At 58.0% G+C, this 22,901-nt stretch carries 22 protein-coding genes; 8 read left to right on the forward strand and 14 right to left on the reverse strand.

Annotated elements, in window-relative coordinates; translation table 11 throughout:
- Positions 1 to 4: 4 nt before the first annotated feature.
- On the reverse strand, positions 5 to 1,120 hold the full coding sequence (locus RBB77_RS13160; protein WP_353062209.1) for a glycosyltransferase: 1,116 nt from the start codon (positions 1,118 to 1,120) through the stop codon (positions 5 to 7).
- Positions 1,121 to 1,175: 55 nt separating this feature from the next.
- Positions 1,176 to 2,495: a 3-phosphoshikimate 1-carboxyvinyltransferase gene (aroA, locus tag RBB77_RS13165; RefSeq protein WP_353062210.1), complete on the reverse strand. Its 1,320-nt coding sequence runs from the start codon at positions 2,493 to 2,495 to the stop codon at positions 1,176 to 1,178.
- Positions 2,496 to 2,940: 445 nt separating this feature from the next.
- On the opposite strand from aroA, the gene RBB77_RS13170 reads away from it, so the two are divergent.
- The 5 genes from RBB77_RS13170 (at position 2,941) to RBB77_RS13190 (ending at position 8,122) form a co-directional block, all read left to right on the forward strand.
- Positions 2,941 to 3,630: a dienelactone hydrolase family protein gene (locus tag RBB77_RS13170; protein ID WP_353062211.1), complete on the forward strand. Its 690-nt coding sequence runs from the start codon at positions 2,941 to 2,943 to the stop codon at positions 3,628 to 3,630.
- Positions 3,631 to 3,749: 119 nt separating this feature from the next.
- Complete coding sequence (gene rpsO, locus RBB77_RS13175; protein WP_158944128.1) at positions 3,750 to 4,016, forward strand: 30S ribosomal protein S15; 267 nt, start codon at positions 3,750 to 3,752, stop codon at positions 4,014 to 4,016.
- Positions 4,017 to 4,314: 298 nt separating this feature from the next.
- A complete protein-coding gene (pnp, locus tag RBB77_RS13180; protein WP_353062212.1) occupies positions 4,315 to 6,735 on the forward strand; it encodes a polyribonucleotide nucleotidyltransferase in 2,421 nt (806 codons plus the stop codon).
- A gap of 64 nt (positions 6,736 to 6,799) precedes the next feature.
- Positions 6,800 to 7,672 (forward strand): hypothetical protein, encoded by an 873-nt coding sequence (locus RBB77_RS13185; protein ID WP_353062213.1) that lies wholly within the window; start codon positions 6,800 to 6,802, stop codon positions 7,670 to 7,672.
- A 39-nt stretch (positions 7,673 to 7,711) separates the two neighbouring features.
- Entirely contained in the window at positions 7,712 to 8,122 is a 411-nt protein-coding gene (locus RBB77_RS13190; RefSeq protein WP_353062214.1) for a hypothetical protein, read from the forward strand.
- Between the two features lie 347 nt (positions 8,123 to 8,469).
- Here RBB77_RS13190 and RBB77_RS13195 read toward each other — a convergent pair whose 3' ends face one another.
- Together RBB77_RS13195 and RBB77_RS13200 are read right to left on the reverse strand one after the other, a co-directional pair.
- Positions 8,470 to 9,195, reverse strand: a complete 726-nt coding sequence (locus RBB77_RS13195; protein ID WP_353062215.1) for a PhoU domain-containing protein — start codon at positions 9,193 to 9,195, stop codon at positions 8,470 to 8,472.
- Positions 9,196 to 9,369: 174 nt separating this feature from the next.
- Positions 9,370 to 9,642: a DUF4242 domain-containing protein gene (locus RBB77_RS13200; protein WP_353062216.1), complete on the reverse strand. Its 273-nt coding sequence runs from the start codon at positions 9,640 to 9,642 to the stop codon at positions 9,370 to 9,372.
- A 131-nt stretch (positions 9,643 to 9,773) separates the two neighbouring features.
- On the opposite strand from RBB77_RS13200, the gene RBB77_RS13205 reads away from it, so the two are divergent.
- Positions 9,774 to 10,757 carry a GlxA family transcriptional regulator gene (locus RBB77_RS13205; RefSeq protein ID WP_353062217.1) on the forward strand — a complete coding sequence of 328 codons (984 nt, stop codon included), beginning with the start codon at positions 9,774 to 9,776 and terminating at the stop codon, positions 10,755 to 10,757.
- A gap of 6 nt (positions 10,758 to 10,763) precedes the next feature.
- Here RBB77_RS13205 and RBB77_RS13210 read toward each other — a convergent pair whose 3' ends face one another.
- The 5 genes from RBB77_RS13210 to uvrB form a co-directional block, all read right to left on the reverse strand.
- Positions 10,764 to 11,549 (reverse strand): dienelactone hydrolase family protein, encoded by a 786-nt coding sequence (locus tag RBB77_RS13210; RefSeq protein ID WP_353062218.1) that lies wholly within the window; start codon positions 11,547 to 11,549, stop codon positions 10,764 to 10,766.
- A gap of 153 nt (positions 11,550 to 11,702) precedes the next feature.
- Complete coding sequence (locus RBB77_RS13215) at positions 11,703 to 12,677, reverse strand: DUF3300 domain-containing protein (RefSeq protein ID WP_353062219.1); 975 nt, start codon at positions 12,675 to 12,677, stop codon at positions 11,703 to 11,705.
- Between the two features lie 72 nt (positions 12,678 to 12,749).
- Positions 12,750 to 13,364, reverse strand: a complete 615-nt coding sequence (locus RBB77_RS13220) for a DNA-3-methyladenine glycosylase (RefSeq protein WP_353062220.1) — start codon at positions 13,362 to 13,364, stop codon at positions 12,750 to 12,752.
- Positions 13,365 to 13,423: 59 nt separating this feature from the next.
- Positions 13,424 to 13,990, reverse strand: coding sequence for a hypothetical protein (locus RBB77_RS13225; RefSeq protein ID WP_353062221.1), 567 nt, complete (start codon positions 13,988 to 13,990; stop codon positions 13,424 to 13,426).
- Positions 13,991 to 14,348: 358 nt separating this feature from the next.
- Entirely contained in the window at positions 14,349 to 16,337 is a 1,989-nt protein-coding gene (gene uvrB, locus RBB77_RS13230) for an excinuclease ABC subunit UvrB (protein ID WP_353062222.1), read from the reverse strand.
- A gap of 113 nt (positions 16,338 to 16,450) precedes the next feature.
- Between uvrB and RBB77_RS13235 the strand changes: the two genes are divergently transcribed.
- On the forward strand, positions 16,451 to 17,065 hold the full coding sequence (locus tag RBB77_RS13235) for a histidine phosphatase family protein (protein ID WP_353062223.1): 615 nt from the start codon (positions 16,451 to 16,453) through the stop codon (positions 17,063 to 17,065).
- A gap of 2 nt (positions 17,066 to 17,067) precedes the next feature.
- On the opposite strand, the gene RBB77_RS13240 is transcribed toward RBB77_RS13235, so the two are convergent.
- On the reverse strand, positions 17,068 to 18,306 hold the full coding sequence (locus RBB77_RS13240) for an FAD-dependent oxidoreductase (RefSeq protein WP_353062224.1): 1,239 nt from the start codon (positions 18,304 to 18,306) through the stop codon (positions 17,068 to 17,070).
- Between the two features lie 15 nt (positions 18,307 to 18,321).
- Positions 18,322 to 19,038 carry an HAD family hydrolase gene (locus RBB77_RS13245; protein ID WP_353062225.1) on the reverse strand — a complete coding sequence of 239 codons (717 nt, stop codon included), beginning with the start codon at positions 19,036 to 19,038 and terminating at the stop codon, positions 18,322 to 18,324.
- A 55-nt stretch (positions 19,039 to 19,093) separates the two neighbouring features.
- On the opposite strand from RBB77_RS13245, the gene RBB77_RS13250 reads away from it, so the two are divergent.
- Positions 19,094 to 19,768: a carbonic anhydrase gene (locus tag RBB77_RS13250; protein ID WP_353062226.1), complete on the forward strand. Its 675-nt coding sequence runs from the start codon at positions 19,094 to 19,096 to the stop codon at positions 19,766 to 19,768.
- A 70-nt stretch (positions 19,769 to 19,838) separates the two neighbouring features.
- Here RBB77_RS13250 and RBB77_RS13255 read toward each other — a convergent pair whose 3' ends face one another.
- The 3 genes from RBB77_RS13255 to lexA form a co-directional block, all read right to left on the reverse strand.
- Complete coding sequence (locus RBB77_RS13255) at positions 19,839 to 20,699, reverse strand: DUF4097 family beta strand repeat-containing protein (protein WP_353062227.1); 861 nt, start codon at positions 20,697 to 20,699, stop codon at positions 19,839 to 19,841.
- Positions 20,700 to 20,816: 117 nt separating this feature from the next.
- Positions 20,817 to 22,025, reverse strand: coding sequence for an efflux RND transporter periplasmic adaptor subunit (locus RBB77_RS13260; RefSeq protein ID WP_353062228.1), 1,209 nt, complete (start codon positions 22,023 to 22,025; stop codon positions 20,817 to 20,819).
- A gap of 183 nt (positions 22,026 to 22,208) precedes the next feature.
- Positions 22,209 to 22,814 carry a transcriptional repressor LexA gene (lexA, locus tag RBB77_RS13265; RefSeq protein WP_183980682.1) on the reverse strand — a complete coding sequence of 202 codons (606 nt, stop codon included), beginning with the start codon at positions 22,812 to 22,814 and terminating at the stop codon, positions 22,209 to 22,211.
- Between the last annotated feature and the right edge of the window lie 87 nt (positions 22,815 to 22,901).

A 22,901-nucleotide genomic window follows, 5' to 3' on the forward strand; every position in this document is an offset into this window, starting at 1 on the left:
GTAGTTACAACCAATTGCAAAGTGTCGCAACACGTTCGGCCCATTGATCTTCTGTGGGAAGGTGGGGCTGTGCGACGGCGTGATGCCTGCCCTGGAGGATGCTTTCGATCGCCGATCTGAGCGCGGGAGCCATGTTCTCTTCTCCGCCAGTGAGAACGGTCGCCCATGGGCTGTCGAGCAGGATGTCGCTGACGCCTGATTCACGATGGAGCAGGACAGGGATGCCGCGCTGAAGCGATTCGATTGCGGGAATTCCGTAGCCCTGAACGGCGGGCATAAGGAACAGGTGGGCTTGCGCGAAGAGCTGCTCGAGATCTTCGTCGGGGACAAAGCCGTGGAAGTGAATCCGTTCGCCGATGCCGAGGTTCTGAGCCATGCCGCGCAGTGAGGGGATGAGAGAACCCTTGCCGGCGAGATCGAGTCTCCAATCGATGGTGGAGGAGAGGGATTTGTCGGCGCGTTCGAGTTTGGCGAGGGCACGGATGATCCAGTCGATTCGCTTGTTTGGCTCGATACGGCAGACGGAGAACATTCGGAGCTGGTCGTTTACTGCGTGAGCAGAAGGGATCAATAGAGTGGATCCGAGGCCGCCCATACGGGCGATTGTGGCGTCGATGTTGAAGTCTTTGCGGCATTCGCTGCGGAGATATTCGCTGGTAACGATGGTGTTGCCACCTGAGCGGAGACCATAGCCAATGATGCGATTCGAGATAGCGATACGCAGCTTAGTAGAGAGGCTGCGGGCTTCCTGATCGCCGAACAGCGAGGGCGTGTCATGCATGAGGGTGTGAAAGCCACGCTGTCCGGCAAGGACTGCGTGCAGTGCGGGTTGGTAGCCGGAGGCAAGCAGTTTGGGAGAGTTGGCAGGCTGTTGGTTGAAGTATGCGCGGAGCGACGCGATCTTTTTCTGTGCTCCAGCTCCGGGCTTTAGTTCGACAACCTGCAGAGGGTGGGTGGCGCATTGAGCTAGATTGCAGCGGTCGAAGTAGGTGACGACGTGATTCGGCAGGTTGTGTTGATAGAGCCAGCGAGAAAGCGCGACGATGCTGCGCTCGGCACCTCCGAACTGCTCTATCTCCGTGATGATGATGGGGCGTGAGTCGCCTAAGGGTGTATGCATTGACCAGTTGAGATGTTCGGAGTCAGCTTAGCAAAGGCGGCTTGGAGGATTGAGATTAGCGTTGGCAGAGATCGTCGAGATGAGTGAAGAACTCGGGAAAACTGATGGCGGCGGATTCGGCGCCGTGGATCTCGGTGTCGCCGGTGGCGCGAAGAGCTGCGATGGAGAAGGCCATGGCGATGCGATGGTCGGTGCCCGAGTCGATCTGCGCTCCGTGAAGTTTTTGATTGCCCGGGATGACTAGGCCGTCTTCGTGTTCGGTGAGTTCGGCTCCCATGGCGCGGAGGTTTTTGGCGACCAGTGCGATGCGGTCGGACTCTTTGACGCGGAGTTCGCGGGCGTCGCGGATGGTGATGCCGTCGCTGGTGTAGGGAGCGATGGCGGCTAGGACCGGCAACTCGTCGATGATCTGCGCGGCGAGGGCTCCGCCGATGTGCATGCCGCGTAGGCCGTTGGGGGAGACCTTGACCTGAACGGTGCCGACAAGTTCGCCGTGGTGTTCTTCGACGTTGAGAACTTTGATTTTGCCACCGAGCGCGGTGATGACGTCGAGAAGGGCGGCGCGGGTGGGGTTCATGCCTACGCCGTCAAGGATGAGGTTGGAGTCGGGGAAGAGTAGTGCGGCGCAGAGGAAGAAGGCTGCGGAGGAGATGTCGCCTGGGATGGTGGCGTCGATTGCTTTGAGGGTTTGGCCGCCCGGGATGCTGAGTTTTGTGACGTCACCTGAGGCGGCGGTTGTGCGGTTGAGTGTGGCGCCGAAGGCTCTAAGGGCTTGTTCGGAGTGGTCGCGGGTGCGAATGGCTTCGGTCAGGCTGGTGGTGCCGTTGGCCTGGAGGCCGGCGAAGAGGACGGCGGTTTTGACTTGAGCGCTGGGGATTGGGGTGTCGAAGTCGATCGCTCGGAGCGGCGTCCCTTGAATGGTGATTGGGGCGTGGCCTTCGACCAGGTCAATCTTTGCGCCCATCAGGCTGAGCGGTTTGCGAATGCGCTCCATGGGGCGGAGGGTGAGGGAGTGGTCGCCGATGAGAGTGAAGGTATGAGGATGAGGGGCGATGAGGCCGGCGAGCATGCGCATGGTGGAGCCGGAGTTGCCACAGTCGAGGGGCGCAGAGGATTGCTGAAATTGGCCGGCGGTGCCAGTGATCTCGATGGTCTTGTCTGCTTTGTGGACGACGGTTGCGCCGAGGGCTTCCATGCAGGCGAGAGAGGAGTGGGGGTCGGCGCCGGTTGAGAAGTTGGAGAGGCGGGTAGTGCCCTCGGCGAGGCCAGCCAGCATCGCGTAACGGTGCGAGATGGATTTGTCGCCGGGGAGAACGAGCGAGCCTTGCAGAGTTCGGGCGGGACGGATTGTCCGCGTGCTTGATATGGAGGACATTGCTTCCAGCTTAAATGTTTTTAAGCGTTGTGGGCGATGCGGCTAAAACGAATGTGGCGAGAACCTTTGTCCTGAGTGCCTATACTTGAGTGATGAAGGTTCCTCTGGGGGACGAGATCGGGTTTCTCTGGAATGCGACGCGCGGGAACAGGTTGCGTCCGTGGCGTAGCCCTTATTTGCGATGGAGACTCGAGACTTATTCCGGTCAACGTGCCGAAACTGTGCAGGCGCGCGACTTCTGGAATTTGTTTTGGAGAGAGAAGAGGCAACTGGTTCGGTTTCTTCGATGGGCGCGGGAGATCAAAAGCTACTCTGGGTCCGGAGATAAATAGAGACTGGGCATAGGTTGGTTTGCGTGCATGTCTTCAACGCTCGACGAGCGATTTTACTTTTATTTGACACCTGGCTACAGGAAAGTCCTTCGATGTCTGGATATGATTGAGCTATGAGTGAGTGGATCAAGCTGAAGGCAAACGACGGTCATGAGCTAAGTGCGTATGTTGCACGGCCTCATGGCGAAGCAATTGGTGTGTTGGTTCTGGTGCAGGAGATCTTTGGCGTCAATGCCCATATCCGCAGCGTGGCGGATGGATATGCCAAAGACGGATTTTTGGTGGTCGCTCCCGCGATCTTCGACCGGTTCGAACCTGGCGTGCAGCTAGCGTACCAGCCGGACGATATGAAGAGGGCGTACACGTTCTACGGCATGCTGAAGCCCGAGACTACGCTGTTGGATGTTGCTGCAGCGTATGAGTGGGCGAGTAAGGCTGGGAAGAAGATCGGCGTGATCGGCTACTGCTACGGCGGTTTGACGAGCTGGCTGGTTGCGACCCGCGGGGAAAAATACAAGATGCACCCTTCCTGCTGCATTGGCTACTATGCGGGCGGGATCGGGTCGGTGGCGAAGGAGAATCCGAGCTGCCCGGTTATGTTGCACTTTGGGGCGAATGATAGCCATATCGGACAGGACCAGGTTGAAGCGGTTCGGTCCGCCCATCCAGAGGTGGAAATCTTCGTCTATGAAGGGGCGGGACATGCCTTCAACCGCGATATAGACCCAAACAGCTTCCATACTGCTTCGGCGAAGCTGGCGCGGGAGCGTTCGCTGGGGTTTTTGAAGAAGCATCTCGCCTAAAAAATGTCCTAAATCCTTAGCGCCGCTGGCCTCCCGCGATTGCCGGGTTTGGCCAGCGGTGCTATCCTTATTGAGACACTAAGAGTGAACTAGAAAGAACATTAGGAGTAGAAACAGCTGTGTTGGCATCCGCTAAAAAGACAGACATTATTGAGAAGTTCCGCACGCACGACTCAGATACCGGGAGTCCAGAAGTTCAGATCGCTATTTTGAGCGAGCGTATTGGCGAGTTAACGGAACACTTCAAAGCACATAAGAAGGACCACGGATCGCGCCGCGGGCTTCTAATGCTCGTGAGCAAGCGTCGTCGTTTGCTTGATTATTTGAAGAAGTGTGACGCAGACCGATATCGCGAGGTCATCGGCAAACTCGGAATCCGCAAGTAACCGCACCATCCCGGAGAAACCGTACAAACTATGGGAGTACACACGGCCTGTTCTCAGTCGGCTGCTAACTTCGTGCAAGGTCCGAAGACCTTGTCGTCGAGGTTGCTGACAGTGGGAGCCCGAGGCGTGGTCTCCTTGGTTTCTAGCTCCGGCGAAGGCCGGTTCATCGAGAAGACATTCCAGCGCAGCTCGCTGGCGGCTCAATAACCGCCAGCGCCGAGCTGCGCTTTTTCGCGCCCAATCAACGGATGACGCGATTCAAGCTTAAAACGACAGAAGACGAGAGAAGAGAGGCAACATGAAACAAGATGTGATAGTTGAGCTTGCCGGCGGCAAGCAAATTAAATTCGAGACCGGACGCATGGCGAAGCAGGCCCCCGGTGCGGCACTCACCTCAAGCGGCGACAACGTAGTTTTGGCTACGGCAACTTCTTCGCCTGATCCGAAAGAAGGGATCGATTTTTTCCCTCTTACCGTCGAATATCGTGAGTTTACTTATGCTGGTGGCCGTATTCCCGGTGGATTCATCAAGCGTGAAGGACGTCCGAGTGAGAAGGAGATTCTTACAAGTCGTCAGATCGACCGTCCTATTCGCCCGCTGTTTCCGGAGGCGTTTCGGAATGAGACCCAGGTCGTTGCGTTTGTCTACTCTGCGGACAAGGAAAATGATCCGGATGTGCTCGGAATCAATGGTGCCAGTTGCGCTTTGGCTTTGAGCGATATTCCTTTTCATGGACCAGTTGGTGCCGTTCGAATTGGGTTGATTGACGATCAGTTTGTCGTGAACCCTACTTATGCTGAGCGGGCGCAGAGCAAGTTGAACATCATGGTCGTAGGGACGAAAGACGGCATCGTAATGATCGAGTCTGGCGCGAAGGAAGTTGCGGAGAACCGTGTGGTTGACGCAATTGAGTTTGCTCACGAGCAGATCAAGAAAATTTGCTCGGCAATTGACGATCTGGTTGCTCGCGCGGGTAAAGCGAAGCGTGCCGTCAATGCTGTTGAGATCGATCATGAGTATCTGAATGAACTGAATGCAAAGATCGGTTCGCAGTTGAAAGATGCTCTCGACACCGAGAAGCACCCGAAGTTTGAAAGCTATGCGCTGGTGAAGTCCATCAAGGATGAACTGAAGAAGGGTTTGCCTGAGGACGAGGGAGCAGCAGCGAAGAAGCTCAGCAAATACTATGAGCTTTTACGCGAGAAAATCTTCCGCGATCAGGTTTTGAACGACCGGATCCGTCCAGATCATCGTGCTTTCGACAAGATTCGCGACCTGAGCATCGAGGTTGGCGTGCTTCCGCGTGTTCACGGTTCGGCTCTGTTCACGCGTGGTGAGACCCAGGCGCTGGTGAGTGCAACTCTGGGCACAACGGATGATGCTCAGCGGCTTGAGAGTTATGAGGGAGAGCAAAAGCGGCGCTTTATGCTGCACTACAATTTCCCGCCGTTCTCGGTTGGTGAGGTTGGACGTATGTCGGGCGTGGGGCGGCGAGAGATCGGTCACGGCGCACTCGCTTTTCGGGCGATCGAAGCTGTGCTGCCTGCTGAAGATGAGTCGCCGTACACTTTGCGGGTGGTCTCGGACATTCTCGAATCGAACGGATCGTCGTCGATGGCAACAGTGTGTGGTGCTTCGCTTGCTTTGATGCAGGCTGGCATTGCCATCAAGGGATCGGTCGCAGGTGTTGCGATGGGTCTGGTGAAAGAGGGCGATAACTATGCCATCTTGACTGATATCGCAGGCGCTGAGGACCACTACGGCGATATGGACTTCAAGGTTGCAGGTACGCGTAACGGAATCACAGCGCTGCAGATGGATATCAAGATCATGGGTATCACTCCGCAGATCATGCGAGAGGCTCTGGAGCAGGCGCGCAAGGGTCGGCTCTTCCTGCTTGATACGATGGACGGCGTGATCTCGGGTGCAAACCAGGAGAAGTCGCAGTTCGCTCCGCGCATTCATACGCTGCAGATTCCTACGGATAAGATCCGCGATCTGATCGGACCAGGAGGCAAAGTCATTCGCGGAATCATCGATGCTACCGGTGTGAAGATTGACGTCGACGATTCAGGGCGCGTCAATGTTGCTTCGAGCGATGCTGATGGTCTTGCTCGCGCGATACAGATGATCAGCGATTTGACTGCTGTTCCTGAGATTGGGAAGACCTATCTTGGCAAAGTCGTTCGGCTTGCTGAGTTCGGTGCGTTTGTCGAAATCTTCCCCGGAACTGATGGACTTCTGCATGTTTCAGAGATTGCAGAACATCGTGTGAAGGAAGTGAAGGACGAACTTCGCGAGGGTGATCAGATTCTGGTGAAGGTTCTTGCGATTGAAGGTAATCGCATCAAGCTTTCGAGAAAAGCTGTTTTGCGTGAACAACGCGCTAAACTCGGTCTTCCGGAGCCAGGTCAGGTTGGTACGGATGGGGGCGCCGTTGCGGCTGGTGCAGCTGGCGGCCAGGCTCGCCAGGATGCTGTTGCTGGTGATGTTGCCGGAGGCGATGATGACGCTGAGGACTTCGAGGATGATGGTGACGAGGCTGCAGACGAGCCTAACTTCAACCGTGCGGAGGGCGCTGTTCCTGTCCAGGCGGGCGGAGCTCCAGGGTCGAATGGACCTGGTGGGCAGAGGCGGCCGGGTGGCGGAAGGCGTCGTCGCGGTGGTCGTCGGCCGGGTTCGGGTTCCGGTGCGCCTTCGGGCGGCGGCAATCGGTAAGGTACTTGATGTCCAGAAAGACCGCGCACTTTGCGCGGTCTTTCTGTCTCTGGGGTGAGTCGTGATGATGAGACGCGCGGTGTGGATTGCGTTTGCGGCGGTTTGTGTCTTGTCGGCTACGTCGTGGATTGTTCCGCGCTCGGAGGGATTGCCTGCGTTGGAGTTGCAGGGGATTCGTTATGGGGTGATTGGGGTGTTTGCTTTTTTGGAGGCTCGGGGGCGGGTGCGACTTGGGAGTGTGGGGCTGCGGGTGGCGGCGGCCGGGGTGGGGTTCTTTGGGGTGCCGATGGCGGTTGGGGAGTGGGCGCGGTTTGGTGTGCCTGAGATCAGCAGATCGGCTCTGTTTGCGATGGTTCCTGTGGTGGTGGTGATGGTGGTTGCTGCTGGAGATGAGGAGCGTGGGGTTCGGCGGTTCCTGGTTCCGGCTTTGGTGGGACTTGGTGGGTTACTGCTGTTGCTGCCGCTTCAGTTCTCGGGGTCGGTTCGCGGACGCTTGATGCAGGCTGCGGTGTGTCTAGCGGTGGTTGTGGTTGGGTTGTCGAGCGTGTGGCTTTATCGGCTGCTGCGTGGATGGACTCTTGCGGAGGCGTTGGCGGTTGTGTGTTTGAGTAATGCCGTGTTTCTGCTGGTTTGCAGCGCGGTTCGGAGCGAGTTGGTTTGGCAGTGGAGCGAGTTGGCTTCGGTGGTGTCGCTTTCGTCGTTGGTGGATCTGGCTGAGGTGGTTTTGCTGGTGTGGCTGTTGCGGGAGATGATGCCTGTCCGCTTTGCCTCGCGATATCTGGTTATTCCGTTACTGACTTTATTCGAGGGTTATGGGCTGATGCGGCCTGAGCTCAAGGTGCGGGTCATCAGCGGAATGGTGCTACTTGCGGCCGGTGCAGGAATGCTTTTGTTTTTGAAGGCTAGTGAAGAAGAGACAGTGCTGTCTCTTCGGTGATACTTTTCTGCGACGATTTTGCAGGGTACACTGCGGTTAATGGCTGCTTCCATGTACATTGTGGTCGAGGGCGAGGACCCTGGATTCGATATTTTTGTGAATGGACGCTTCCTGGCGCGGCATGAAGATGCGCTGGAGCGTCTGGCTCTGAGGCTCGGGGTGCGTCCGCTGATTGAATTTTTCTCGGCAGATGAAAACTCCATGTCGCTTCTCATTGAAGAGGGTGCGGGGAACCAGGAGCTGATGCGCCGGCTGCCTCCGCCACAGTGGTACTCGCCAGCAGAGGGGCTGAAGACGGTGCGCTCGCTTCTGAGGACGCTGGAGGCCGATCCGCAGCAACTGGGGAGCGAGGGGGAGCAGGTGCTCTCGGAGTTGCTGGAGTATGCGTGCGTACTCGAGAAAACGCTCGACCGGAAGATGCGCTGGCATCTGGCGGTGAGTTGGCGGTAGTTTCGGGTGGGTCTCCTTTCGCTTGGGGGGCACCCCCCGGGGGGTGGTCCAGGTAAACTCCTTCGTTTCATGGACATACGATTTCAACAGGCTGCAAAATCGTCATTCCAAACGGGTTAGAAGCAAATCCGTCTTTCTAAAGAGGTTATGAGTTTAAAATCGAAAGCCCCGGTAGATACCGGGGCTTTCGCTGTGTTCTGTATCAATTATAGCGGTTGAGTCATAACTCATACGCCACGCGAATGTGCTGGATTGACGCGGGGTTTCGCGATTCAGGGGCTTGACAAGGTTCAGATCCCCATTCGGGGATGACAACAAGAAAGGCAACCGCAACTTCACGCCACCCTTTAGTGGACCAACGAGAGGGGTCGAAGTCCCGGCAGAGTCTCAGGGACACAGCTGCCAACGAAGAGGAAGTTCAGGGTGTCGTGGCCATTGGCATGGAAGAGTTCGCGATCGCTCTCTTTGAGCCAGAAGAGGATTGCATCGGCCATGTCGTGAGCTTGTCTTGCAACTGTGCCAAGGCTGCGTGCGATGGCTGGCTCGAAGGTATCTTCGCCGCTGGACTGATATTCGGACTCGTGCACGTTCGCGAAGACGAACTCGCACCGCCGCCATACCGCCTGACTCTGAAGAACTGTCTCGGCGTACCGGGCTTCCTGTTTGAAGAGGGCGACGATACACAAACGAACCAGAGAGTTCACAAGATCTCCGAGATTGCACAGTGCCGCGTGTCTGGGCATGCGGCTGCCTTCAAAGGACGAAGGCGTGTCTTGCGCGATCTGGACTGCTGCACGGGAGGTAGTGCGGAGAGCGCTGCTGAGACGCAGCGCGATGAGAACGAAGCGGCAGTCGGCAGAATCGGTTACTTTGCGTGCAGCGAGCTTGCGGCAGATATCTTTGATTCGCTGGTGATGCTGTTCGAGTTCTTGCTCGGTGCTGCCTACGGAGCGGCTGAACTCGGGAGATCCCAGCTGGTACCCTTTAATGGAGTAATCGAGAGCGCGTTGTGACAAGCGTGACATCTCAACAAGCTGGACCCGCAAGACGTTGATGGGTTGATAGAGTTTCATTTCTTCAATCCTTTGACTTAGTCACTTGACTCCTTGGCCCTGGGCAATGCTGCAGGACTTCAAAGCGATCGATGCCAATGCGGCAGTGATGCGAAACTCAAATACGAGTTACATAAAGAGATGTTTCGAGGTGGCGATGCTCTGCATTTAATGTTTCAGAGCCCCTGCGAACACTTACGAAGCAGTTGTGGGATCGATCTTCTTGCTAATCTCTGTGATTGTGGAAGCAGGGAAGCCACTTAGCTCTGCGTGGCGATGAATGACGGCTTCATCTTTGGCGAGGTAGATACAGAACGTCTTGTCCGCTGCGACGAAGGATTCGACCCATTGAATATCCGGAGCGAGCTTGCGCAGCGCGTCGTTTGATTTGGCGGCGGCTTCCTTCAGTTGTTGCCGCTCGAGTGTTCCAACCTTCGGGATCTCGCGTTCGATAACGTAACGTTTCATACTCTCCTCCGTGGGTCCTCAGCATTGAGTAGCTTTGGATGTTCTCAAGGTACGGGGGAATACGCCTTGCTACAAGGCGGCATATATGCCATTCTACGTAGGCGATTCGGCCATCGGAGAGGTGGTTGCAAATGACAGGTCTCAAAGATGTCACGGTTTTGTTTCTCGACGAAACTTTCTCCTCCACAGCTATAGGTCCGATGGAAGTCTTTCGCCACGCGGGCACGTTGTGGAATGCATTTGCGGGACAAAAACCTGTCTCTCGTTTTCGAGTGACGACAGCTTCGGTGGATGGACGCGCGGTGCGTTGCGATGGGCCTATTCATATCACGCCTGCTGCATCGCTCAAACAGATCCGGAAGACCGATCTCATCTTCATTCCGTCGACGGGACTGAGCGTAGAGGACGTAGTTGAGCGCAATGCAGAGGTGGTGCCGTGGCTGGAGCGTTGGGCCAATCGTGGAGCTGCAATTGCGAGTGTGTGCTCAGGTGTGGGCTTGGTGGCTGCGACGGGGCTGCTCGATGATAGACGGGCCACGACGCACTGGAGCCTTGCGGAACGGTTTCGGGTGAAGTATCCCAAGGTGCGATGGATGCCCGAATTGATGGTCACGGAAGATCACAACTTTTACTGCGGCGGCGGAGTGCATGCGTCGCTTGATCTCAGCCTTTATCTAGTTGAGCGATTCTGCGGACATGAGGTCGCGGTGCAGAGCGCGAAGGCGATGTTGATCGAGACACCACGGGCGTGGCAGTCAGGATATGCAATCGTTCATTTGAAGACCGAGCACTCCGATGGAATGATCTTCAGCGCACAGGAGTGGTTTCATCAGAACTTCAATAAGGATTTTCCGCTTGAGGAGCCGGCGAAGAGCGTAGGGATGAGCTTGCGCAACTTCGTTCGCCGGTTTAAGCAAGCTACGGGAGATACACCTTTGATCTACTTGCAGAAGCTGCGAATCGCCGCCGCAAAGCGCCTGCTTGAGGGCGGCCATCGCTCGATGCACGAGATCAGCGATGCTGTGGGGTATCAGGATCCCGCTTTTTTCCGCGAAGTATTCCAGAGGCACACGGGGGTTTCTCCTAGTGCGTATCGGCAGAGGTTCGGGCTGTAGGTTTTTCTAGTGGCGAGTTTCGGTGGAGGCGGTGGGTTGCGCGGACTGGTCGCCTTCGCCTAGCTTGCGATGGAAGAAGTTGAAGACGAGGTCGTAGAGGGTGTGGGCGAGTTCGGGGTCGTAGCGGACGCCTTCGTCGCGCATGAAGGCGTGGGCTCCGTTGACCTCGTGCCAGCTGAACTTCTTTTCGAGTTCGTTGAGGCGGGCGAGGACGGCCATGCGGCCTTCGAGGGGGATGTGCGGGTCCTGGCGACCCCAGATCATGAGGAGTTCGCCATTGATGTCTTTTGTGCGTTCGAGGGAGTTGTCTCCGCCTTTGCTGAGAGAGCCTTTGTGGATGTCGGTGGCGTAGAAGCAGGCGGTGGCGAGGACGTCGGGGTTCATTGCGGCGCGGAAGGCGAGGTGGCCGCCGATACAGATGCCCATGGCTCCGAGGTGGCCGGTGCAGTCGGAGCGGGATTTGAGGTGATCTAGTGCGGCGCGGGCGTCGGCGTCATAGCTGGAGAGCTCTTTGGTGGTCTTGAGGGCGTTGCCGCGGTCGGAACCGGCCTGGTCGTAGGCGAAGACGGTGCCGGCGGGTTCGAACTCGTGGTAGATCTCGGGCATGGCGACAATGTAGCCGTGGCCGGCGAGCATGGCGGCGGTGCGGCGGATGGGCGCGGTGATCTGGAAGATCTCGGAGTAGAAGACGATGCCGGGGTAACGGCCGGGGGCGGCGGGGCGGACGATGTGGGTTCGCATGGGGCCGTTGGGGGTGTCGAGTGTGACGTACTCGTCGTTGACGATGATCATATTTCCTCGGGTGGACTGTGGTTTGATTTTGGGCTTTTATGATCGCCCACGCGGGCCTGGTGAAGATAAGGGTAGCAAGGAATTGTTGATCGGGATTAAAGAGCATGTCCGACAGAAGGAGCCTGCCGGACATGTTTGTTTTTCAGATGGAGTTTAGTGGTGGTGATCGCCGCCGTGTTCTCCACCGTGTTCTTCGTTGTGGGCGTGGCTCTCTACGCGTGGGGACGCTGGGTGTACGTAGGGATGTGCGTAGGGGTGAACGTAGACGTTGCGGTTGTAGTAGGTGCGGCCCCATGCGTGATGGTCGATCATGATGGCGTGGGAACCCCATCCGAAGCCTGCACCGTACCATCCGTAGACGCCGAAGGCAGGGCCGATGGTGACGGCCGGGCCGAAGCGGATTCCTGTGGTGATGATGAAGCCGGGGCGAGGGCGGTAGAAGACGACCGCGGGGCTGTAGACGGGGACGTAGAAGTAGGCGGGGTTGATGGGCTGGACCTCGAGGTAGCCGCCGTTGTCGGTGACGGTGTCGTAGGCGTTGGGGACGAGGTAGCCGTAGTCGTGGGCGAGGCGGCGCTGGCGCTGGACGGCGTCCATGACGTCAGGGCGCTGGCTGAGGACGGCGTTGCCGAGTGTGCCGGTCCATTGGGGGTCGCGGGCCATCGTGTCGAGGACATTGGGGAAGGGTAGGAGGGCGAGGACGCTAGGGTCCCAGGGGAGGTTGTCGGACTGGATGGCCTGGGCGAGGGGGTCGCCCGTCATGAAACTGTGCTGCTGGGCCCAGGTGGCGGCGTCGGGGATCTCGTTCCAGAAGGTGGAGGCGGTGAGGACCTGAGCTAGAAGCGGGTCTGGGTAGAGGGCGATGCGCTGGACTAGCTGGTCGAGCTGCTGAGGGGCCAGGGGCGGCGGGGGTGCCTGTTGTTGCTGATCGGGCGCGCCTGGTTGCTGTTGGTACTGCGGCTGGTCTTGCTGTGGGTAGGCTGGTGGATTTTGCGGGTAGGGCTGGGCTTGTTGCTGGTCGGGTGGCGGTGGTGGGGGTGCTTGGCGTTCGATGGGGGCCTGGGCTAGGGAGATTCCGCTGAGAGTCACGAGAGTCAAGGCTGACAGCGTTTTGTGAATGGTCTTCATACCTTCGTTATACCTGCGTTCCTTTAGCGCTTTGTGCACTATTCCTAGACTCCATTTTAGAGAGGAAGTTGCTTATGGTGCCGTGCTTCCGCCTACGAGGAAGCGGAGAGGGAGGTCGGCGGCTTTGCTGATGCCGATGCGTGGGGTGGTTAGGATTTCGGTGGGGTGGTGGCCGTCGTCGGCGATCTGGATGGCGGAGGTGGGTGAGGTTACGTCGAGGCCGTTGGAGTTGGTGCGGGTGATGTCGAGAGCCTGACAGAGACGGCCGGGGCCTCCGGTGAGGAGCTTGGGTTTTGTGTTGTGGGGAAGGCCGCGGAGATCGGCCATGGTTTCTAGGCCGTCGATTGGATCGAGGGCTCGGATGAGGACTCCTCCGGCTTCGCCGGGAAGATGCGCGGCGACGTTGAGGCAGTAGTACATGCCGTAGATGAAGTAGACATATATGTGTCCGGATGGGCCGAAGAGGATTGCGTTGCTAGGAGTGAGACCGCGGGCTGCGTGGGATGCCGGGTCGATGAGGCCGAGGTAGGCTTCGACTTCGGTGATGCGGGCGGTGAGGCGTTTGCCTTGGAGGTCGCGGATGAGGAGTTTGCCGAGGAGGTCTCGGGCTACGGTGTCGGGGGAGCGGGAGTAGAAGGTTCTTGGGACTAGCTTAGGGGTGCGGCGTTTTTGTGGGGGTGTGCTCATTTTTGTGCCGACTTTTTTGAGCTTACATCCTACATTCCTACCCGCCCTAAAGCGGAACGTTAGCGACCGATTCGGCGCCCTCGTTGAGCAGCTCTCAGTTGTTTAATCAGTTCCTGCCCTTCGGGTTCCCTGTATTCATAATTTAAGGTTTGGTCGGTCGGCGTCAGACGAGTTGTAAACTCTTCTCCGCTTTTGTCGTGATAAGTAACAATCAGCTCCCGATCCAGATTAGGGTTTATTAGCCGGATGATAGTGCTGGCACCATTCGGAACTGAATCCTCTCCATCTGCGCCATTATGTTCGCGATCAAAGTGCCACTGCACCGCATAGGCTGTCCCTTGGCCCTGATTTAGAAGCGTGAGGCAGCCGCCGCCCGGCATAACTTCCCATGTCAGAGGTAATAGCTTAGGACTAAGACTGACGTCCAATTGTGCCTTCGCTGTCCGGGCTTGTATCTTCGCAGCTTCTGCTTGTTCCCGCGCTGTTTCTGCTTGGCTGTTTGCCGCCTTAGCCTGTAATACGGCGACTATCGCCAGAAAGATCGTTGCCGCAAGTTGAGTCACCTCCAAAAATTGTTGAAGGTGGCTTGTTGCCTGCGTGATGACTATTTGCGTCGGTTCCACCATCGTTCTGTCACCCTATAGTCTGAAACCAGGTATTCGCTTCAATTACGAGGACAAGCGTTTGTGTCCAAACTTTAGATTCGATATTCGTTTTCAAGCTTCGAGCGAGTGCCGCGCAATCCGGAACAGCATTCACGATTGCTTGGTACGTTGCGTGTGGCAACGATGCAGTTGAAACCGGTTGTCCTAGAATCGGGGGAGACGGAGGTGCAGTGATAGTGGGGTACCAACTCATACTTAGCATCAAAGCGTGAAGTTTTTGATAGATTTCAAAGCTTGGATTACCCCGCAGCTCTACGCGTGCAAATAACTGAGCCATTATGTCTCCTCGAAGCAACACTATTATCTCCGACAATTAACATCAGCTGAAGAGGAATTCTTTGGTGCGGAGTTCTTTTACTGTGTCGCGGAGCTTGGCGGCTTTTTCGAATTCGAATTTTTTGGCGGCTTCGCGCATGTCGGATTCTAGTTTGCCGATGTAGACGTCTAGTTCTTGTTGCGTGGAGAAGTCGGGCATGCCTTCGGCTTCGTCGGTGAGGTCGGCGTAGTCGGCTTTGAGGATGCCGGCCAGGCCCATTTCTATTGGGCGAATGATGCTTGCGGGAGTGATGCCGTTTTCTTCGTTGTAGGCGACTTGTTTTTCGCGACGGCGGTCGGTCTCGTTGATGGCGCGCTGCATGGAGTCGGTCATCTTGTCGGCGTAGAGGATGGCGCGGCCTTCGATGTGGCGGGCGGCTCGGCCGATGGTTTGGATGAGAGAGCCTTGCGAGCGGAGGAAGCCTTCTTTGTCGGCGTCGAGGATGGCTACGAGTGAGACTTCGGGGAGGTCGAGGCCTTCGCGGAGGAGGTTGATGCCGATGAGGACGTCGTACTCGCCTTTGCGGAGGTCGCGCAGGAGCTTGATGCGTTCGAGGGTTTCGATCTCGGAGTGCATGTAGCGGCAGCGGACGCCGACTTCGGTGTAGTAGCTGGCGAGGTCTTCGGACATGCGCTTGGTGAGGGTGGTGACGAGGACGCGTTGATTTTTTTGCGTGCGGTCGCGGATCTCGGCGAGGAGGTCGTCGATCTGGCCTTTGATTGGGCGGATTTCTACCTGAGGATCGATGAGGCCGGTGGGGCGGATGATTTGCTCGACGACTACACCGGCGGATTTTGTCAGCTCGTAGGCACCGGGGGTTGCGGAGACGTAGATGATCTGGCCGGTGCGGGATTCGAACTCTTCGAAGCGGAGGGGGCGGTTGTCCATCGCGCTGGGAAGGCGGAAGCCGTAGTCGACTAGGTTTTGCTTGCGGCTGCGATCGCCGTGCCACATGCCGTGGAGTTGAGGGACGGTGACGTGGGACTCGTCGATGAAGAGGAGATAGTCCTGCGGGAAGTAGTCGAGGAGCGTGGGTGGGGGCTCGCCGGGGAGACGCGCGGAGAAGTGGCGAGAGTAGTTTTCGATGCCGTGGCAGAAGCCTACGGATTTGATCATCTCGAGGTCGAAGCGGGTGCGCTGGTGGATGCGTTGGGATTCGACGAGGCGGCCTTGATTTTCCAATTCTTTTTCCCACCACTCCATCTCTTCGAGGATGGAGGCGATGGCGGTGGTTTTGCGCTCGGGTTGGACGACGTAGTGGGACTTGGGATAGATGGGGAGGCGTGAGTATTTTTGTTTGACGGTGCCGAAGAGCGGGTCGATTTGGGAGAGTGAATCGATTTCGTCGCCGAAGAGCTCTATACGGTAGGCGTTCTCGTCGTAGGTGGGGTAGACCTCGATGATGTCGCCGCGGACGCGGAAGGTGCCGCGACGGAAGTCGACGTCGTTGCGGTCGTAGAGGATCTCGACGAGTCGGCGGGTGATGTCTTCGCGCTTTATCTTCTGGCCTTTTTCGAGGAGCATCAGCATGCCGTAGTAGGCTTCGGGCGAGCCGAGGCCGTAGATGCAGGAGACAGAGGAGACGATGATGGCGTCGCGGCGCTCGAAGAGGCTGCGGGTGGCGGCGAGACGAAGTTTATCCAACTCTTCATTGATGGTTGATTCCTTTTCAATGAAGAGATCGCCGGCGGGGATGTAGGCTTCGGGTTGGTAGTAGTCGTAGTAGGAGACGAAGTATTCGACGGCGTTGTTGGGGAAGAAGGTTTTGAACTCGTGGTAGAGCTGGGCGGCGAGGGTTTTATTGTGAGCGAGGATGAGGGCGGGGCGTTGCAGCTCTTCGATGACCTTAGCCATGGTGAAGGTTTTGCCGGAGCCGGTGACGCCGAGGAGGACTTGATCTTTTTCGCCGGCGTGAATGCCGGAGATGAGCTCGGCGATGGCGCGGGGCTGGTCGCCCTGGGGCTTGTAGGTGGTCGAGAGCTGAAAGTCCATCTTTATAGGATAGTTTATGGAGAGGGTTGGTTGCGAAGAGTGGCGTAGATGCGAAGAAGCAAATACAGGGATCCTTCGACTTCGCTCAGGGTCAGGATGACCGCATTTTTTAAATGGTTGAACTCGAGGAGGAGGTTGGGATGAGTGTGGGAACAGAGTTGTGGCTGGTGCGGCATGGAGAGACGGAGTGGAGTTTGAGTGGGGCGCATACGAGCCGGACGGATATTCCGCTGACCGATCATGGGCGAAAGCGGGCGGAAGAGCTGCGGGATTATTTGAAGGGCACGAAGTTTGATGCGGTGTTCGAAAGCCCGATGCAGCGGGCTCGGGAGACCTGTGCCATTGCGGGTTTTGGAGACCAGGCTGTGGTGGAGAACGGGTTGAAGGAGTGGGACTACGGAGTCTATGAAGGCAAGACGACCAAGGAGATTCAGGCGACGATTCCGGGTTGGTCGGTGTGGAAGAACGAGATTGTTGACGGTGAGACGGTGGAGCATGTTGGAGAGCGCGCGGATGGGGTGATCGCTCGTGCGCTGGCGGCTGCTCCGCAGGGAGGAAAGGTTGCGCTGTTTGCGCATGCTCATATTTTGCGGATATTGGCAGCGCGGTGGATTGGACTGGATGCGACGGGCGGTAGTTTGCTGGCGTTGGGAACGGGGAGCGTGAGTGTGATGGGGTGGGAGCGTGAGACGCGCGTGATTTCTAGCTGGAATCGCGGGTTTGAGTAGAGCTAGAAGTTTTTGATGTGCTGTGGCTGGAGGCCCACTCCTACGAAGCGTGCGGGTAGGCTTTGGAAGCCGGGGATGTGGGTTAAGATGCGGAGGGCGAGGGGCGGTTTGATGGGGCCGTTGTCGCGGAGGACGCGGTCGAGAATGCGGTGGGCGAAGACTTGAACGCGTTGGGTCTTGCGAACGGCGGGCTCGCGGTATTCCTGCACCTGGCGGAGATGATGTTGGGTGAGGGAGTCTGAGAGCAGGGCTTCGGTGAGGATGTTGGCGGTGGCTACTGCGTCCTGAAGGGCAATGTTGATACCGATGCCGCCGACGGGAGACATGGCGTGGGCGGCGTCTCCGATGCAGAGCAGGCCTGGGGAGGACCACTCCTGGAGGCGGTTGACCTGGATGGTGAGAAGCTTGACCTTGTCCCAGGAGTCGATTTCGGTGCTACGGCCGGCGAGGAAGGGGACGATGCGCTCGATGCTCTGCTGGAAGGCGGGGATGCCGGCTTGCTGAATCTGGGGGAAGGTGCCTTTGGCGATGATGTAGCCGATCTGGAAGTAGTCGTTGCGATTGATGAGGATGATGAGGCGGCCGTAGTTGATGTAGCCGAGGGCGTTCTCGGGATCGGATGATTGGCGGGCGAGTTTGAGCCAGAGGACGTCTACGGGGACGCCTTCGTCGTTGAGCGGGAGGTGGCCTGCATCGCGGGAGATGGCGTGACGACCATCGCAGCCGATGGTTAGGGTGGCGGGGATCGCGACGGGGCCGTCGGGAGTGTTGGCGCGGACTCCTGTGGTGACTCCGTTCTCGCTAATGAGGCCGGTGGCCTCCCAGCCCATGCGGATGGTGAAGGACGGATAGTGCGCGGCTTCGGAGGAGAGGAAGTCGAGGAAGTCCCACTGGGGCATGAGGGCGATGAACTTACAGTAGGTGGGGACGTGCGAGAAGTCGGCAATGGCGAAGCGTTCGCCGCCTATGATAGCGGAGAGCGCCGCAACCTGGGAGTGCGGGATGGTGAGGAATTTTTCCAGGAGCCCTAGTTCGTGAAGGAGATCGAGGGTGGAGGGGTGGATGGTGTCGCCGCGGAAGTCGCGGAAGAAGTCTTTGTGTTTTTCAAGGACGGTGACCGGGACTCCTGCGCGGGCGAGAAGAAAACCCAGCATGATGCCTGCGGGGCCTCCGCCGATGATGCAACAGGTGGTGGCGAGCGGGTTGGGGGTGGCGGTCATCCGTGTGGATGAGGGTAGCAAGCCGCCGGGAGCGCGTCAAAAGATTTGGGGGGGATCGGCGGCGATGAGGGAGGGCCAGTCGGTTGGGGAGTGGGCGAGGTGGTCAGGCGGGGCGTCTGCGAGGGAGTGGGGTTTGAGGCCAAAGGCGCAGCCGATGCTGCGCGCGCCGCAGTTGCGGGCGGTGAGGACGTCAATGTCGGTGTCGCCGACCATGATGGTTTCGGCAGGGGTGATGGTGCGATCGGCGAGGGTGGAGGCCTCCTTAATAAGGGCTTCAAGGCCGTGGGGGTCAGGCTTTTTGGCGTGGAAGCTGTTGCCGCCGTAGTTCTGGAAGAAAAAGCGGGAGAGGCCGAAGTGCGCGCAGATGTCGCGGGAGGGGTGAACGGGTTTGTTGGTGAGGACGGCCATGAGGATTTGCGGATGGTCGGCGCGGATGTTCTCGAGGGCTTCGAGGACGCCGGGGTAAACGTAGGTGTAGTCGAGTTTGTGGATGCGGTAGTAGTCGAGGAAGAATGTGAGTGCTTCGGTTACATATTGCTCGTCGGTGGAGTCGCCCTCGGGGTCGCCGATGGCGCGACGGACGAGCATGGAGGCTCCGTCGCCGATGTAGCCGGAGATGACGGCTTCGGGTAGGGTGGGCTTGCCGAGGTGGGCGAGGGTGGCGTTGACGGAGTTGCAGAGGTCAACGCGGGAATCGATGAGGGTGCCGTCGAGATCGAAGACGATGAGGCGGGGAGGGAAGGCAAGCGACATGGTTTAAGCGTAAACGATACGGTTGGTATAAGCTTGCTGGCGAAAAAGGAAGACTATGCGGCGAGCGATGGAGAGGGAGTGGACGCGGCGGCAGTTTGTTGCGGGAGCGGCGGCGGCTGGCCTGGTGGCAGGCGGTAGTGGGTTGCTGCGGGCGCAGACGGGGATGACGGGTGAGACCGCGATCCAGGAGTTGCTTGCGGGAAACGAAAGGTACATCGCTGGGAAGATTACTTCGTTTCCCGAGGACCTCAAGATTTTGCAGGAGAAGACGGTGTTGAAGCAGGAGCCGTTTGCTGCAGTGCTAGCTTGCGCTGATTCTCGTGTGCCGGTGGAGATACTGTTCGACCAGAGCATTGGGCATGTGTTTGTGACGCGCGTGGCGGGGAATGTTGTGACGCCGGAGGTGATGGCGACCCTTGAGTATGGAGTGGCTGCGCTGGGTCTGAAGGCCGTTCTGATCTTGGGACACACGAACTGCGGGGCGATCGCTGCGGCCGTGGAGGGCAAAGAGGTGCCGGGGCAGATTAGCGTGCTGTATCAGCATCTGATGCCGGGCGTTCGCGATGCACATGGAGATGTGGTTCAGGCTGTGAAAGCGAATGTGGTGTTTCAGACGAGGTTGGTGCGGGAGAGCTCTACGGTGATCGCGAAGGCGATAAAGGAGAGTGGCGTGAAGGTGGCTGGTGGAGTGTATGACCTTGGGGTGGGTAGGGTGACGCTTATTGCTTAGGTTGGTGGGCGAAAAATAAGAGCGGTGGCCGCGGATTGAATCGGCCACCGCTCTTTCATTCCGGGGAGAGTTATTTAATTTGAATGTCGCCGGAGCCGGTGCCTACGCGGATGGTAGGGCCTCCGCCGCCTACGACGGCGCTGACGTGGTGGCGATTGAGGCTGCCCTGCATGGTCATGGGCTGGGCGACGCTGATGTTGCCGGAGCCAGTGTCGGCGTCGAGGTTGAAGTGAGCGTTGCCGACGGAGAGGCGAACGCTGCCGCTGCCGGTTGAGACTTTCCAGTCGGTGGTGGGTTGGCCTTCGGCTTCTATGTCGCCGGAGCCGGTGCTGGCCTTGAGGCCTCCGGCGATGCCGTGGAGGCGGATACTGCCACTGCCGGTTTCGGCTTTGACGTCACCGGGACCATTTTGCTCAAGTTCGATGTCTCCAGAGCCGGTGCCGAGATTGGTCATGCCCTGGACTCCGTGAACGCGGACGCTGCCGGAGCCGCTTTGAGCTTTGACGGAGGCTCCGACATCCTGAATTTCGACGTCGCCCGAGCCTGTGGTGGAGTTGATGGCAGAGCCGCGGGGAAGGGTGATCTCGTAGTCGATGCTGATGTTGCGGAAGAGTTCGTTGTTGTGACGCTCGCCGATGGTGACGTCATTACCGCTTTGGACGATGGGTGGATTGCTGACGATCTGTTGAACGCGGCTATCGGCATCGCCGCCGCCGCTCATCCAACCGTGGCTGGAGTGGACGTGACCGATGATGTGGATTTGATCTCCGGAGCCGGGATGGAGGCGGATGTAGCCGGAGCCGGTGGAGATCGAGACGTTGGGAGAGCCGCCGGCGCTAAGGGTGCGTTCGAAGTTGCTGTCTGCTGCAAAGGCGGAGGCTGCGGCCAGGGAGAGAATCGCGACGGTGGAGGTGAGTAATTTGATCGTCATGATGGTTCCTTATGTCGACTCTGGTGACTGCGGTTTAGATGTTAGCTCAACAGATATTACTTGCGATCTATGTTCGCTCAAACGGCGAACTTTAGGTGGTGTCACTGGCCCTGCCTGCTATTGCTGAAGAATGACGGTGTCCCCGGGATTGAGGCCAGCGAGAATCTCGGTTTTTGTGCCGTTAGAGATGCCTGCCTTGATATCGATCTTTCGACGGCCGGTTTTCTGCTTGGGGTCGGGGACTTCGACGGAGGCGTTTCGGTCCTTGTCGTAGAGGACGGCCTGTTCGGGAACTGTGAGGACATTTTTGTGCTCTTCGAGGAGGATCTCGGCGTTCGCGGTCATGTTGGCTTTGAGTTCGCCGCCCGGGTTGTCGATGGAGACGCGGACTTCGAAGGTAGTGACGTTATCTTTTTCGACGCCGAGGGGGGCGATCTTGGTGACCTTACCCTGGAAGGTCTTGTCTTTGAAGGACTCGACTTTGATGCGGGCTGCCTGTCCGAGGTAGACCTTGCCGATGTCAGACTCGTCGACCTTACCCTGCACGTAGACCTGGTTGGTGTCGCCGATGGTCATGACGAGGGTGGCGGTGGAGCCGAGGACGAGAATGGAACTGACCGCGTCCCCAATCTCCACGTCGCGGGAGAGGATGGTGCCGTCCATTGGGGAGGTGACTGTGGTGTAGCCGAGTTGCTCCTCAAGCTGTTTGAGGGAGGCTTTGTTCTGGGCTACCTGGGCCTCGGCCTGGCGAAGCTTTGAGGTATCCACGGTGATTTGGGCTACGGCTTTGTCGCGTGTGTTGAGATCTGCGAGATACTTCTGCTGGGCGTCATCAAGCGCCTGTTGGGAGACGACTCCCTCCTTGGACATTTGGAGGTTTCGCTCGTAGGTGTGCTTGTACATGGGGAGATCGGGGGCTTCGGCGTTGACCTTGTCGTAGTCGATGGAGGCCGCAGCGGCGCGTGCGTTGGACTCGGCTGCGGCGAGCTGGGCTTTCTGAGCGGCAACCTGATCGAGGATTTCCTGTTGGTCGAGTTGGGCGAGTACCTGACCTTGCTTTACCTGGGCGTTGATGTCGGTGTCGAGACGTGTGACGATGCCCGAGGCTTTGGATTTGACTTCGACCTTGGTGATGGGCTGGACCTTGCCGGTGGCAACCACAGAACGGGCTATATCTCCTCGCTCTGCTTTGGCCAGTTGCGAGGGCTCGAACTTTGTGGTGTTGCCGCGGGCGGCTGCGACAACGCCGAGAACGACGACAACGACAAGGGCGGTAAGGCCAGCCCAGAGCCAGGTCTTCCGTTTATTTTTACGCTGCGTGGCCAATGGTTGCTCCCTTGGTGCTGATGAAATGAGTCTCCGAAGTGTGGTTACGCAGGAAAGCGCTGTGCGGTTCCGTTGCCTCTGAAAAAGCTTACGGTAAAGACGTGGCGAAGTTGCTGAATTGACGTTTAGACGTAAAGACTTGGGAGGGAGAAAGCAGTGCGGCAGGGGAGGTATTTGTGAATTCTATGCGTATTTGCGGAGAACACCCAGGACCTTGCCCTGGATGCTGACGTTTGCGGCAGGGGCGTAGATGGGAGACATTTCGGTGTTTGAAGGCTGCAGGCGGATCATGCTGCCTTCGCGGTAGAAGCGTTTGAGGGTTGCGTCGGATCCGTCGATGAGAGCGACGATAATCTCTCCTTCGCGTGCGGTGCGAGTGCGCTCGACCAAAACGTAGTCGCCGGAGACGATGTGCTCGTCGCGCATGGAGTCGCCTCGAACCTCGAGGGCGAAGACTTCGCGATTGCCGATGATATCTGAGAGCGAGATGCTCTCGGCACTCTCGATGGCTTCGACGGGCTTGCCGGCGGCGATGCGGCCGAGCAGGGGGAGACGGTCGGAGCCTTTTTTGCCGCTGCGAACCGGGAGCACATCGATAGAGCGACTGCGATTGTGCGCGCGCTGGAGCAGGCCCTTGTTCTGGAGATTGGTGATGTGTTTGTGCACGGTGGCAAGAGAGCTCAGGCCCAGGCCGCTGGCAATCTCCTCGTAGGAAGGAGAGTAGCCGTTCTTCTGCGTGAAGCTGGAGAGGAAGTCGATAACCTCTTTTTGCCGCCGTGTTATAGCCATGCGGAGATTGTAGCGAATAAAAAGCGAATTGCAACAGCTTCTGAAAAGATTTATTCGGGAGAAGTATCCGAGAGAGCTACAGGCCTT

The sequence above is a fragment of the Tunturibacter psychrotolerans genome (genome assembly GCF_040359615.1).
Taxonomy (GTDB): domain Bacteria; phylum Acidobacteriota; class Terriglobia; order Terriglobales; family Acidobacteriaceae; genus Edaphobacter; species Edaphobacter psychrotolerans.

Excerpts from the sequence above, each read along its gene's own strand:
- aroA (WP_353062210.1), bottom strand. The coding sequence starts at position 2,495 with ATGTCCTCCATATCAAGCACGCGGACAATCCGTCCCGCCCGAACTCTG.
- RBB77_RS13255 (WP_353062227.1), bottom strand. The coding sequence starts at position 20,699 with ATGACGATCAAATTACTCACCTCCACCGTCGCGATTCTCTCCCTGGCC.
- RBB77_RS13195 (WP_353062215.1), bottom strand. The coding sequence starts at position 9,195 with ATGAAACTCTATCAACCCATCAACGTCTTGCGGGTCCAGCTTGTTGAG.
- RBB77_RS13235 (WP_353062223.1), top strand. The coding sequence starts at position 16,451 with ATGGTTGAACTCGAGGAGGAGGTTGGGATGAGTGTGGGAACAGAGTTG.
- pnp (WP_353062212.1), top strand. The coding sequence starts at position 4,315 with ATGAAACAAGATGTGATAGTTGAGCTTGCCGGCGGCAAGCAAATTAAA.
- RBB77_RS13250 (WP_353062226.1), top strand. The coding sequence starts at position 19,094 with ATGCGGCGAGCGATGGAGAGGGAGTGGACGCGGCGGCAGTTTGTTGCG.
- RBB77_RS13200 (WP_353062216.1), bottom strand. The coding sequence starts at position 9,642 with ATGAAACGTTACGTTATCGAACGCGAGATCCCGAAGGTTGGAACACTC.
- RBB77_RS13185 (WP_353062213.1), top strand. The coding sequence starts at position 6,800 with ATGATGAGACGCGCGGTGTGGATTGCGTTTGCGGCGGTTTGTGTCTTG.
- RBB77_RS13210 (WP_353062218.1), bottom strand. The coding sequence starts at position 11,549 with ATGATCATCGTCAACGACGAGTACGTCACACTCGACACCCCCAACGGC.
- RBB77_RS13225 (WP_353062221.1), bottom strand. The coding sequence starts at position 13,990 with ATGGTGGAACCGACGCAAATAGTCATCACGCAGGCAACAAGCCACCTT.
- RBB77_RS13170 (WP_353062211.1), top strand. The coding sequence starts at position 2,941 with ATGAGTGAGTGGATCAAGCTGAAGGCAAACGACGGTCATGAGCTAAGT.
- uvrB (WP_353062222.1), bottom strand. The coding sequence starts at position 16,337 with ATGGACTTTCAGCTCTCGACCACCTACAAGCCCCAGGGCGACCAGCCC.
- RBB77_RS13190 (WP_353062214.1), top strand. The coding sequence starts at position 7,712 with ATGGCTGCTTCCATGTACATTGTGGTCGAGGGCGAGGACCCTGGATTC.
- RBB77_RS13245 (WP_353062225.1), bottom strand. The coding sequence starts at position 19,038 with ATGTCGCTTGCCTTCCCTCCCCGCCTCATCGTCTTCGATCTCGACGGC.
- RBB77_RS13160 (WP_353062209.1), bottom strand. The coding sequence starts at position 1,120 with ATGCATACACCCTTAGGCGACTCACGCCCCATCATCATCACGGAGATA.
- RBB77_RS13215 (WP_353062219.1), bottom strand. The coding sequence starts at position 12,677 with ATGAAGACCATTCACAAAACGCTGTCAGCCTTGACTCTCGTGACTCTC.
- lexA (WP_183980682.1), bottom strand. The coding sequence starts at position 22,814 with ATGGCTATAACACGGCGGCAAAAAGAGGTTATCGACTTCCTCTCCAGC.
- RBB77_RS13205 (WP_353062217.1), top strand. The coding sequence starts at position 9,774 with ATGACAGGTCTCAAAGATGTCACGGTTTTGTTTCTCGACGAAACTTTC.
- RBB77_RS13220 (WP_353062220.1), bottom strand. The coding sequence starts at position 13,364 with ATGAGCACACCCCCACAAAAACGCCGCACCCCTAAGCTAGTCCCAAGA.